The organism is Saccharopolyspora hirsuta (assembly GCF_008630535.1).
GTDB classification, from domain to species: domain Bacteria; phylum Actinomycetota; class Actinomycetes; order Mycobacteriales; family Pseudonocardiaceae; genus Saccharopolyspora; species Saccharopolyspora hirsuta.
The window spans coordinates 597,827-609,684 of sequence record NZ_VWPH01000001.1 but is presented as its reverse complement, the minus strand read 5'-3'; the positions used below and the strand labels follow the sequence as shown (position 1 = coordinate 609,684).

The following is an 11,858-nucleotide window of genomic DNA, read 5'->3' as shown; positions in this document are numbered from 1 at the left end:
AGCCCCGGAATCCCTCAGAGCGTGCCGAGCACGGCGTGGGCCGCGGCAGCGTCCTGGACGCCCAGACCGACGCTGTTGTAGAACACGACCTCCGTCGCGTCGCGGCGCCCCGGCGCCGCTCCGACGAGCACCGCGCCCAGCGCTCGCAGCTGCTCGCGCGCGATGTCGCCGCGCTCCAGCGCTCCGGCGATCGGCCCCGCGTGCGTCGCGGCCGCGTCGACTTCGTCGACGACGACCGCTCCGGCGCGCCGGACGAGCTCCGCGTCCACCTCGCACCGGTGGTGCTCGAAGCTGCCCACGCTGATCACGGTCGCTCCCGCCGCTACCGCGGCGGTCGGCACGACCGGCTCCGCGCTCAGGGTGCACGCGGCGATCAGCGGCGCTTCGCGCACCGCTTCCTCCGCGCTCGCCACGGCTCGCACCGCCAGCCCGAGCTCCGCGGCCAGCTCCGCTGCCGCCGCTTCGCGCCGCGCCGCGTCGCGGCTGAAGATCCGCACTTCGCGCAGCTGCCGCACGCGCGCGATCGCGCGCACGTGGGCGCGCGCCTGCACGCCGGATCCGAGGATCGCGAGTTCGTCGGCGTCGGCCAGCGCCAAGACGTCCGCGGCGACGGCGCTGCCCGCCGCGGTGCGGATCTCGGTGAGGGCGGTGGCCTGCATCGTGGCCGCGAGCTGCCCGGTCGCCGCATCCATGACCAGGACGGTCGCCGAGATCGAGGGCAGCCCGCGCTCGACGTTGCCGGGGTGGACCGCGACGAGCTTGCTCACCGCACCGTGCCGCGGCGACAGGCGGCTCAGGTAGCACAGGGTGGTGTCGTCACCGGTCCGGATGGCGACCTTGTCGGCGAGCTGCGCCTCGCCCCGACCGAGCGATTCGAACGCCAACCGCTGCGAGGCGATCGCGGTGTCCAGGTCCAGTGCCGCGGCAACATCGGCGTCGCTCCACATCCTCATGCGCGGCCACGCTGCCACACCACCGCCCGCAACGGTAGAGATCGTCTCGGCACGGACAACGACCGACGGCCCTGCGAAGCGTGGCCCTGGCTCCACGACTGCAACTCACCGTCATCCTCGCCCCTGTACCACGACCTAGGGCGCGGTGGTGAGGGCCGCAATTTCGATTGAAATTGGCGCACCTCACCACCGCAGGCTCCGTCAACAACCGCAACGCAGCCAATTTCAATTGAAATTGCGTCACCCAACGCAACCACCCACCGCTTTGACCCCAAAAGCAACCCCACACCCAACAGCACCCCTCCCCACCAACCCCACCCCAGTACCACCACCAACCTCCGGTCAAGCACCTTCGGGCCACGGCAGGCGAGTCCGAACCGCTAGGCCGTCCACCGCAGACGAGCGACAGCGCCGCTGGCGCTCAGCTGGAGGAGAAATCACTCTCCTGATCCTCCGCGAACGCCCCTCCGACGAACTACGGTGAGCCGTGCGACGAGGGTGGCGTGCGGCACACCGCGGCGCCACCGCTGGACAGCGAGCCGTTCGAGCAGGAAGAGGTGCATGTCGGTGCAGTCGACGTTGAACTCCGTGATCGGTCCGGACACCCCGGCACGGGTCGACGGCGGGGGCGAGTACCTCTCGCGCAACCCGGCGAACCTGGAGGACGTGGTCGCCCGGGTCTCGCTCGGGGGTCCCGAAGTGCTGCCCGCGGCGACCGAGCAGGCGCAGCGCGCGCAGCGCGAGTGGGCGCAGGTGCCCGCGCCGGTGCGCGGGCGCGTGATCGCCGGGTTGGGCCGGTTGGTGGAGGCGAACAAGGAGTCGCTGGCGCGGCTGGTGACGCGCGAGATCGGCAAGCCCTACGCCGAGGCGCTGGGCGAGGTCCAGGAGATCGTCGACACCTGCGACTTCTTCCTTGGCGAGGGGCGGCGGCTCTACGGGCAGACGGTGCCCTCGGAGATGCCGGACAAGCAGCTGTTCACCTTCCGGGTCCCGGTGGGCGTGGCGGTGGTGATCACCGCGGGCAACTTCCCGGTCGCGGTCCCGTCCTGGTACCTGGTTCCCGCGCTGCTGTGCGGCAACGCCGTGGTGTGGAAGCCCGCCGAGTACGCCGCGGGCGCAGCTCGCGCGCTGGCCGAGCTGGCCTGGCGGGCCGGGGTGCCCAAGGGCGTGCTGAACCTGGTCTACGCCGACGGCGAGGCGACCTTCCAGGGCCTGGAGACCGCGCTGGCGGCGGGCACCGTCAACAAGGTCGGGTTCACCGGGTCCAGCGCGGTCGGCTCGCAGGTCGGCGCCCTGTGCGGCAAGCACCTGCAGAGCCCGTGCCTGGAGCTGGGCGGCAAGAACCCGATGATCGTCGCACCGGACGCCGAGCTGGACCTGGCGGTCGAGGGCGCGCTGTTCTCCGGCTGGGGCACCGCCGGGCAGCGGTGCACCTCGCTGGGCAACCTGATCGTGCACCGGGACGTGCACGACGAGTTCGTGCGGCGGCTGGACGCGGCGCTGCGCTCGGCGACCATCGGCGACCCGACCGGCGACGTGCTCTACGGGCCGCTGCTGGACCAGAAGTTCGCCGACAACTTCGAGCGCATCCTCGGCGAGATCGGCGACCACCACACCGTGCTCGGCTCCGAATCGGTCGGGCGGATCACCGAATCCGCGCCGCGCAAGGGATTCCACGGCGACCCGGCCAGCGGCCTGTACTACCACCCGGTGCTGCTGGACGGGCTGCGCCCGGACGACCACATCTTCCGCAACGAGACGTTCGGGCCGATCGTCGGCGTCAGCACCTACGAGACGCTGGACGAGGCGATCGAGCTGGGCAACGCGCCGGGCTACGGGCTGTCCGCGGCGATCTACACCACCGACCCGGCCACCGCGTTCCGGTTCCGGCAGGGCATCGGCGCGGGCATGGTCAGCGTGAACAACTCCACCTCCGGCGCCGAGGCGCACCTGCCCTTCGGCGGCAACGGCAAGTCCGGCAACGGCAGCCGCCAGTCCGGGGTGTGGGTGCTCGACCAGTTCACCCGCTGGCAGTCGTTGAACTGGGACTTCTCCGGCAAGCTGCAGAAGGCGCAGATGGACGTCGACACCGTGGAGCCGGAGCTGGACTTCCGGTTGCCGCCCGAGCTCGGCGGTGCGCGGTGACGCTGCCCGCTCGGGCGGAGGTCGTCGTGGTCGGCGGCGGGGTGGTGGGCGTGAGCACCGCCTTCCACCTCGCCGAGGCCGGTGTGGACGTGCTGCTGCTCGAGCGCGACGAACTCGGTTCGGGCAGCACCAGCAAAGCCGCTGGTGGGGTGCGGGCGCAGTTCTCCGACCCGGTCAACATCGAGCTCGGGCAGCGCAGCCTGCGGGCGTTCGAGGACTTCGCGCGGCGTCCCGGCGGGGAGATCGACCTCAAGCAGTTCGGCTACCTGTTCCTGCTGTCGGACCCCGAGGACGTCGCGGCGTTCGAGGACGGCGTGCGGTTGCAGAACGAGTTCGGGGTGCCGAGCCGGATGCTGACCGTCGCCGAGGCCTGCGAGCTCTCCCCGTACGCGGTGCCCGACGGGCTGCTGGCGGCGGCCTTCTCCCCCACCGACGGGCACTGCACCCCGGAGGCGGTGGTGCAGGGGTACGCGCAGGCCGCCCGGCAGCACGGCGCGGTGATCCGACGGCACTGCGCCGTCACCGGGATCGAGGTCGCGGGCGGGCAGATCACCGCAGTGCGCACCGAGCACGGGTCGGTGGCGACCTCGACCGTGGTGTGCGCGGCGGGGGCCTGGTCGGCGGAAGTCGGCGGGTTCGTCGGCGTCGAGCTGCCGGTCCGCCCGCTGCGGCGGCAGATCCTGGTCACCGAGCCGGTCCCGGACCTGCCGCCCCGGCTTCCGTTCACCATCGACTTCGCCACCAGCTTCTACTTCCACGACGAAGGTCCTGGCCTGCTCATCGGGATGTCCGACCCCGACGAGGAGTACGGCTTCAACCTGAGCACCGACGACCGCTGGCTCGGGCGGCTCTCCGAGGCGGTGGCCCGGCGGGCACCCCGGCTGGCCGAGGTCGGCGTGGCGCACGGGTGGGCCGGGCTCTACGAGATCACCCCCGACCACAACGCGCTGGTCGGCGAGGCCGACGGACCGGGCCGCTTCCTGTACGCCACCGGGTTCTCCGGGCACGGGTTCCTGCAGGGCCCCGCCATCGGCGAGGTGCTGCGCGACCTGGTGCTGGGCCGGTCCCCGGTGGTCGACGTCTCGGCGCTGGACGTGCGCCGGTTCGCCGCCGCCGAGATCCGACCCGAGCACAACTGCGTGTGACCGGCGGCCCCGGTGACGCGATCTCAACGGAAATTCCCTTTGAAGTCGCACGCCGGACGGTGATCAGCACCGCTGGGCAGGACAAGTTCCGCATTCTCGACGAGGAGCACGAACGTGCGTGATCTGTTGCAGGAGATCGACGAGTGGGGCCCGGAGAAGGTCGTGTGCGTCTCGGACGCGCGGACCGGGATGCGGGGCGTGCTGGTCATCGACAACACCGCCCGCGGCACCGGCAAGGGCGGCACCCGGATGAGCCCGACCGTCACCGTCGGCGAGATCGCCCGGCTAGCGCGGGTGATGACCTGGAAGTGGGCCGCGGTCGACCTGTTCCACGGCGGTGCCAAGGCGGGCATCTTCGCCGACCCGGACTCCCCGGACAAGGAGCGGATCGTGCGCGCCTTCGCGCGGCGGCTGGCCGACCAGATCCCGGCCAGCTACGTCGCCGGTCTGGACATGGGCATGACCGAGCACGACGCGGCGATCATCCAGGACGAGCTGGGCGACCGCGGTGCTGCGGTCGGCGTGCCGGAACCGCTGGGCGGGGTGCCCTACGACCAGCTGGGCGTGACCGGGCACGGCGTGGCCGAAGCCGTCGAGGCCGCGCTGGCGCACCAGGGCCGCAGCATCGCGGGCGCCCGGGTCGCGGTGCAGGGTTTCGGCGCGGTGGGCGCCGCCGCGGCCAAGCGGTTGCACGAGCTCGGCGCGCAGCTGGTCGCGCTGTCCACGATCGACGGATCGGTGCACGACCCGGACGGGCTCGACGTGCCGAAGTGGCTCGACGCGCGCGCCGACTTCGGTGACGCCTGCGTGGCAAAAGCCTCCGCGGCGCACCGCATTCCGCGCGGCGACGAGCTGCTGGTGGATTGCGACGTGCTGATCCCGGCGGCCGGGCAGGACGTCATCGACGAGGACGTGGCGGCGAAGATCCGGGCCGGGTTGATCGTGGAGGGCGCGAACCTGCCCACGACTCCCGAGGCGCGGGTGCTGCTGGCCGGGCGCGAGATCACCGTGGTCCCGGACTTCATCGCCAACGCCGGTGGCGCGATCGCGGCCGGGTTCGCCATGGACGCCCGGCACTCCGCGTTCCGCCCGGAGCCGACGGCCATCCTGGCGGCGGTCGCCGAGCGCACCCGCAACAACACGGTGCTGGTGCTGGACACCGCCCACCGCAGCGGGCGGCTCCCGCACGAGGCCGCGCTGGACCTGGCCAAGCAGCGGGTGCGCACCGCGATGGAGTTGCGCGGCCGGGTCCCCCAGCCCGCCTGAGGCATTGGTTTCCGCAGGTCAACGCCCGTGAGCGTGGTGGGGTGCGGTCCTCGCCGCGCTCACCGGGCCTGACCAGGCGGAACCGTTCCGGGTGTTGCGCCCGAGCACCCCGAAGGCCGAACGTTGCTTCGAACCTCGAGAGTTGAAGGGACCGGCATGCTGAACCCGATCCACTTGCGAACCCTCCAGGAATGCGTGCGCACCGGTTCGTTCGCCGAAGCAGGGCGGGCGCTCGGCTACACCGCCTCGGCCGTCTCGCAGCAGATGGTGCTGCTGGAACGCGCGATCGGCTCGCCCCTGTTCGAGCGCTCCGCGCGCAGCGCCCGGAGCACCGCGTTGGCCGTGCGGCTCGCGGACCGCAGCCGCGACGCTCTCGGCGCGTTAGACGCGCTGGAGCGCGAAGTGCGCGCGATGGTCGCCGGGGAGGAGGGCAGCCTGCGGCTGGCCAGCTTCGCCACCGCCAACGCGCGGGTGCTGCCGGACGTCCTCGCGGCGGTGGTCGCCCAGCGGCCGAACGCCGAGGTCCAGCTCGACGAGGGCGAGCCGGACGAGGTGCTCGGCGGGGTGCTGGACGGAACCCTGGACGCGGCGGTGGTCTTCGAGTACGACCTGGACCCCCGGCAGTGGCCGGTGGAGCTGTGCGTGGAGGAGCTGATGGCCGAGCCGCTGCGGCTCGCGCTGCCCGAGACGCACCGGCTCGCCCGGGCCGCCGAGGTGGATCTGCGCGACCTCGCCGAGGACGCCTGGATATGCACCCGGCAGGACACGGCGGGCGCCCGGTCGCTGGTCCGGCTGGCCGCCGCGGCCGGGTTCGTCCCGCGGATCACCTTCCGCAGCAACGACTACTCGGTGATCCGCGACCTGGTGGCCCGCGAGCTCGGGGTGGCGGTGCTGCCCGGCCTGGCACTGCCGGACCAGGCGGTGCGGATCTGCCGCATCGCCGGATGGCAGCCCTACCGCAGGGTGAAGGCCCTCTACCGCAAGCAGAACACCAACCCGCTGCTGCCGGTAGCCCTGGAGTGCCTGGCCAAGTCCTGCGCCCAGGTCGCCAACGACTGGCACGCCGAACCACCTGAGTCATGAGCGGAACAACCATGCCCCCGCGTCCCCACACCAGCACACAAGAGCTTGCGACAGCAACAACCCAGCAACCTTGGCTGGCGCGGAAATCGCGACCTGAGCAGTCCTGTGCCAACCCGAGTGCTGCGCAACCGCACCTCAGGGGACCGTGACGCAACCCAGCCACGAGAAACCCCGAAAACGCAAGAACACCCCCAAACGCAACCACCACTGTGAATCGCGGAGAGGCGGAACTGCCTGTGAGCACTGAGCCGGTTGACGAATTCTTCCAGCGCACCGTGGCCGGTTGGTCCGCGCACCCGGCGACCGGCTCGGACCTCGCCGACGACCTGCTGGCGCTGTTCGACTCGCAGGCGGGCAGCCGACACCTCGACCTGCAGGCCCGGCAGCTGGGCAAGCAGGGCCGCGGCTTCTACAGCATCGGCTCGTCCGGCCACGAGTCCAACGCCGCGGTCGCCGCCGCGCTGCGCCCGACCGACCCGGCGCTGCTGCACTACCGCTCCGGCGGCTTCTACGTGCACCGCGCCCGCCAGGTGCCGGGCCAGCACCCGCTGCGCGACGTGCTGCTCGGCGTGGTGGCCTCCGCGGACGAGCCGATCTCCGCAGGTCGCCACAAGGTGTTCGGCAACGCCGAGCTGGCCGTCATCCCGCAGACCTCGACCATCGCCTCGCACCTGCCGCGCGCGGTCGGCCTGGCGTTCTCGCTGGGCCGCGCGGACAAGCTGGGGGTGGACAGCGGGTGGCCGGAGGACTCGGTCGTGGTGTGCAGCTTCGGCGACGCCTCGGCGAACCACTCCACCACCACCGGAGCGATCAACGCCGCGCTGCACTGCTCCTTCCAGGGCCTGGCGATGCCACTGCTGCTGGTGTGCGAGGACAACGGCATCGGGATCAGCGTGCGGACGCCGAAGGGCTGGATCGAGTCGACCTACGCCGACCGCACCGGACTCCGCTACTTCACCGCCGACGGCACCGACCCGGTGCAGTGCCTGTCGGTGGCCCGGGAGGCCGCGGACTGGGTCCGCCAGCACCGCGCTCCGGCGTTCCTGCACCTGCGCACGGTCCGGCTGATGGGCCACGCCGGTTCGGACGTGGAGTCCGGCTACCGGTCGCGCACCGAGATCACCACCGACTACCAGCGCGATCCGCTGCTGGGCACGGCGAAAGCGCTGGTGGACAACGGGATCCTGCGCCCGGGCGAAGTGCTGGCGCGTTACGAGGACAAGCGCGCGGAGGTCGCCCGCGTCGCCGAGGAGGCGTTGGGACGCCGCAAGCTCGCCAGCGCCGCGGAGGTCATGGCCTCGATCTACCAGGACCGGCCGGACGCGGTGGAGCGCCGGGCGCTGGAAGTCCCGCCGCGCGAGCACTTCGGCGACCAGCTGCCCGAGGACGAAGGCCCGCTGACGCTGGCGCAGGCGATCAACCGCTCCCTGGCCGAGGAGCTGGGCCGCGACCCGGGCGTGATCGTCTTCGGCGAGGACGTCTCCCGCAAGGGCGGCGTGTACGGGGTGACGCGCGGTCTGCGCAAGAAGTTCGGCGCCACCAAGGTCTTCGACACCCTGCTGGACGAGCAGAGCATCCTCGGCACCGCGCTCGGGGCCGGGCTGGCCGGTCTGGTGCCGATCCCGGAGATCCAGTACCTGGCATACGTCCACAACGCGGCCGACCAGCTGCGCGGCGAAGCCAGCACGCTGAGCTTCTTCTCCAACGGCCAGTACCGGAACCCGATGGTGGTGCGCATCGCGGGCTACGGCTACCAGAAGGGCTTCGGCGGCCACTTCCACAACGACAACAGCATCGCGGCCCTGCGCGACCTGCCGGGAGTGGTGCTCGCGTCACCCTCCCGCCCGGACGACGCCGCAGCGATGCTGCGCACCTGCGTGGCGGCGGCCCACGAGGACGGCCGGGTCTGCGTGTTCCTGGAGCCCATCGCCCTCTACCACACCCGCGACCTGCACGAACCCGGCGACGGCGGCTGGCTGGCACCGTACCCGGCACCGGGCACGCACCACGTCCCGATCGGCCGAACCCGCCAGTACGGCGAAGGCGCGGACCTGACCCTGGTCACCTTCGGCAACGGAGTCCCCATGAGCCTCCGAACGGCGAAGCGCCTGCGCGAGCGCGGAATCGACGCCCGGGTCCTGGACCTCCGCTGGCTGTCCCCGCTCCCGGTCGACGACCTCCTCACGGCAGCGGAAGCAACGGGCCGAGTCCTCGTGGTCGACGAAACCCGCCGCACCGGCGGCGTCTCCGAACCGGTGGTGACGGCCCTGGTCGACGGCGGCTTCACGGGCCCGATCGCCCGGGTGACCAGCGAGGACAGCTTCATCCCCCTCGGCGCGGCGGCCTACCACGTCCTCCTCGACGAAGAAACCATCGAAACCGCCGCCCTCAAGCTGGCCAACGGCTGACTCACGACAGCCCTCGCTCGCGTCCCAGGAAGCGACTCAGGCGTCCGGATCGCCGAAGACCTTGCCCGGGTTGAAGATTCCCGCCGGGTCGAGGGCTTGTTTGATCGCGTGGTGCATGGCGACCACGGTGGGGCTCAGTTCGGCGTGGAGGCCTTTTCGCTTGAGGAGGCCCACTCCGTGCTCTCCCGTCACCGTGCCGCCCAGGGCGATCGCGTCCGTCACGATGTCGTCGAAGGCTCGCTGGGCTCGTTCTCGGGCTGCTTCGTCTCCGGGTGGGGTGATGATCAGGGGGTGCAGGTTGCCGTCCCCGGCGTGGGCGATGTTGGCGATCTGGGTGTTGTGGCGTTGGGCCGAGGCTTCGATTCGGGACAGCATTTCCGGGACCTTGGCCCTCGGGACGCAGACGTCCTCGGTGAGGACCGGGCCGAGGCGTTCCAGCGCCGGGTAGGCCAGGCGGCGGGCCGCGAACAGGGCGTCGGCTTCGTGCTCGTCGGTGGAGCGGGCGCTCCAGGTAGCTCCGGCTTCGTCGAAGCAGCGCAGGAGCGTGTCGACCTCCTGCTCCCCCGCCGCGCCCGGGGTGTCCGAGCGGCCCAGGAGCAGCACGTTCGCCTCCGCGCTGAGGCCCATGTTCTTCCACTCGTCGACCGCGCGCAGGCAGTGCTGGTCGAGCAGTTCCAGCGCCGACGGGACCACACCGGCCGCCGCCACCGCCGCGACCGCTTCCCCGGCCTCCACCAGCGAATCGAAGTAGCCGACCACCGTGCGCTCCGGGGCGCGCAGGCCGGGCAGGAGCTTCACCGTGATCTCGGTGATCACGCCGAGGGTGCCCTCCGAGCCCACGAACAGGCCGCACAGGTCGTAACCGGCCACTCCCTTGGCGGTGCGGCGGCCGAGGCGGACCACCTCGCCGTTGCCGACGACCGCTTCCAGGCCCAGCACGTAGTCGCGGGTCACGCCGTACTTCACGCAGCACACGCCGCCCGCGTTGGTGGAGGCGTTGCCGCCGATGGTCGACCACGGGGAGCTCGCCGGGTCCGGCGGGTACCAGGCGCCGTGCTCGCGGCAGGCCGCGCGCAGGTCGTCGTTGACGACTCCGGGTTGCACCACCGCCAGCTGCTCGCGCGGGTTGATCTCCAGGATGCGGTTCATGTCCGCCAGCGAGATCAGCACGCAGCCGTCGATCGCGTTGGCGCCGCCGGACAGCCCGGTTCCCGCACCTCGCGGAACCACCGGGACACCGAACTCGGCGCAGATCCGGACGGTGGCCACCACGTCCTCGGTGCTGCGCGCGCGGACCACGGCCAGGGGCTTGCCGAACGGGGCCCACTCGGCCTCGTCGTGGGCGAACCGACTGGTCGAGTCGGGGTCGGTCAGCAGCACCGACTCCGGCAGTTCCGCGCGCAGTGCCGCCAGCGCATTCTCCGACATGTCGCCCTCCGTCCGCGTCGAACCGCCCCCACGTTAACAACGCCGCCCGAGAGCCATTAGCCGAGGCAACGATCCGACCCCGGACCGCAGTTTCAATTGAGCCTTTTTCATCCTGCCCGTGGACCGCAGCCGCGAAGGGCGAACTGCACCGACCGGCAGGTGCCGCATGCGCCGCCAGGCGCATAACCCACCCTCGCAACTCGCACCGCCGCGGGTTCACGGTGCCCACCCCTCCGGGGTTCCTTCCGGCGAGGACGGCCCTGACGCCGTGTATCGGGTCATACACAAGTCAGGGCACCCGCAGTCCAGGCGGGCGCTGAGGTTCCGCCACCGGCACCGCCACGCAGAACGAGGTTGGAAAAACCTCATTGAAACTGCAACCGTGCGCGAGCGTGGCGCGGGTCAGCCGTTGGCGGCGATGATGGTGTTCACCAGGTCCGCGCCCGGGAAGTCCATCATGATCACGCCGGTGCGCGGGAGGTCGTTGGTCGTCAGGTGCTCCAGGGCGTAGTCGTTCACGCCGCGGAAGCCCGCTGCGCCGCAGGCCACCGCGTTCGGGAAGGCCGCCGGGCTGGAGCCGCTGGTGAAGTTCAGGAACAGATCGCCCGGGTCCGCCGACACCGTCTTGTCCAGGTGGTCGCGGACCTTGGCCCACTTGTCGTCGATGTCGAACAGCGTCGGCACGGTGTAGGCGTCCTGGACGCGCTCGCCCCAGGTGTCGTTGGTGAGCTGGCCGACGCCGCGCCCCTCGTGCAGACCACCGCGCGCACCCTGCAGCACCGCCAGGACGATCTTGCCGCGCGCCTCGCCGAGGGTCGGGACCGCGCCGCCCGCCGGGTCGAGCAGGTACTTGCCGTTGGGGTCGTTGTCGCGGTACCAGTCAAAGATCTGCGTCTCGTCGAGCTGGCTGTTCTCGTCGGTGCACGAGCCCGTCTCGCCGGTGCACTCGGCCTTCAGCCGCAGCAGGACCGTCTCGCCGGGGTGCGCGGCCAGGAAGTCACCGGCCTTCTGCAGCACGTCGGAGAAGTTCGCGTTCTGGTAGAACGGCCCGTGGTGCAGGGTGAACCGGTCGTCGTACCGGCGCACCCGGATGTCGATGGCGCGGATGCCCGACTGCAGCTGGACGGCGAGGGTTTCCGCGCTGTCGCCGTGGTTCTCCTGCGTCTGGGTCAGCTCACCGCCGTGCAGCGACAGCGTCTGGTGCGTGCCGGGGATCGACAGCTGCGCCAGGCTCGCGTCGTCGGGCAGCCCGGCCATCCAGTCCGGGTTCGACGCCTCGGTGATGCTCTGGCAGTGCGGTGCGGCAGCTGCCGTCCCGGGCACCATCGCGACCGACAACGCCAGCGCGAGCACGGCTGCCGCGCGAACCGCCTTCCCAGACATGCCGCACAGAATTCCGCCCCGGCCGCGGCTGCGGACCGAATGGCGGG

General features: G+C 71.6%; 8 protein-coding genes. 5 read left to right on the top strand and 3 right to left on the bottom strand.

Translation table 11 applies throughout. The features are described 5' to 3' along the window. Window positions 1-14: 14 nt before the first annotated feature. The gene (locus F1721_RS02695) at window positions 15-953 is read right to left on the bottom strand and encodes an ornithine cyclodeaminase family protein (RefSeq protein WP_150064867.1); all 939 of its coding nucleotides are present in this window, start codon (window positions 951-953) and stop codon (window positions 15-17) included. A gap of 561 nt (window positions 954-1,514) precedes the next feature. Between F1721_RS02695 and F1721_RS02690 the strand changes: the two genes are divergently transcribed. The 5 genes from F1721_RS02690 to F1721_RS02670 all read left to right on the top strand — a co-directional run bounded on the left by F1721_RS02690 (window position 1,515) and on the right by F1721_RS02670 (window position 9,000). After that, entirely contained in the window at window positions 1,515-3,098 is a 1,584-nt protein-coding gene (locus F1721_RS02690) for an aldehyde dehydrogenase family protein (protein ID WP_150064866.1), read from the top strand. Then, window positions 3,095-4,243 carry an NAD(P)/FAD-dependent oxidoreductase gene (locus F1721_RS02685; RefSeq protein ID WP_150064865.1) on the top strand — a complete coding sequence of 383 codons (1,149 nt, stop codon included), beginning with the start codon at window positions 3,095-3,097 and terminating at the stop codon, window positions 4,241-4,243. Before F1721_RS02690 ends, F1721_RS02685 begins: the two co-directional genes overlap by 4 nt. 114 nt (window positions 4,244-4,357) lie before the next feature. Next, window positions 4,358-5,509, top strand: a complete 1,152-nt coding sequence (locus tag F1721_RS02680; protein WP_211840288.1) for a Glu/Leu/Phe/Val family dehydrogenase — start codon at window positions 4,358-4,360, stop codon at window positions 5,507-5,509. A gap of 156 nt (window positions 5,510-5,665) precedes the next feature. Beyond that, the gene (locus tag F1721_RS02675) at window positions 5,666-6,592 is read left to right on the top strand and encodes a LysR family transcriptional regulator (protein ID WP_150064864.1); all 927 of its coding nucleotides are present in this window, start codon (window positions 5,666-5,668) and stop codon (window positions 6,590-6,592) included. 236 nt (window positions 6,593-6,828) lie between these two features. Next, a complete protein-coding gene (locus F1721_RS02670; protein ID WP_246154067.1) occupies window positions 6,829-9,000 on the top strand; it encodes a thiamine pyrophosphate-dependent enzyme in 2,172 nt (723 codons plus the stop codon). Window positions 9,001-9,036: 36 nt separating this feature from the next. Here F1721_RS02670 and F1721_RS02665 read toward each other — a convergent pair whose 3' ends face one another. Then, window positions 9,037-10,428, bottom strand: a complete 1,392-nt coding sequence (locus tag F1721_RS02665; RefSeq protein ID WP_150064863.1) for an FAD-binding oxidoreductase — start codon at window positions 10,426-10,428, stop codon at window positions 9,037-9,039. Between the two features lie 402 nt (window positions 10,429-10,830). Next, window positions 10,831-11,811, bottom strand: a complete 981-nt coding sequence (locus tag F1721_RS02660) for a phosphatidylinositol-specific phospholipase C (protein ID WP_170301327.1) — start codon at window positions 11,809-11,811, stop codon at window positions 10,831-10,833. Window positions 11,812-11,858: the final 47 nt, after the last annotated feature.

Coding starts and splice junctions, on each gene's coding strand:
- F1721_RS02660 (WP_170301327.1), bottom strand. CDS start 11,811: ATGTCTGGGAAGGCGGTTCGCGCGGCAGCCGTGCTCGCGCTGGCGTTG.
- F1721_RS02690 (WP_150064866.1), top strand. CDS start 1,515: ATGTCGGTGCAGTCGACGTTGAACTCCGTGATCGGTCCGGACACCCCG.
- F1721_RS02675 (WP_150064864.1), top strand. CDS start 5,666: ATGCTGAACCCGATCCACTTGCGAACCCTCCAGGAATGCGTGCGCACC.
- F1721_RS02665 (WP_150064863.1), bottom strand. CDS start 10,428: ATGTCGGAGAATGCGCTGGCGGCACTGCGCGCGGAACTGCCGGAGTCG.
- F1721_RS02695 (WP_150064867.1), bottom strand. CDS start 953: ATGAGGATGTGGAGCGACGCCGATGTTGCCGCGGCACTGGACCTGGAC.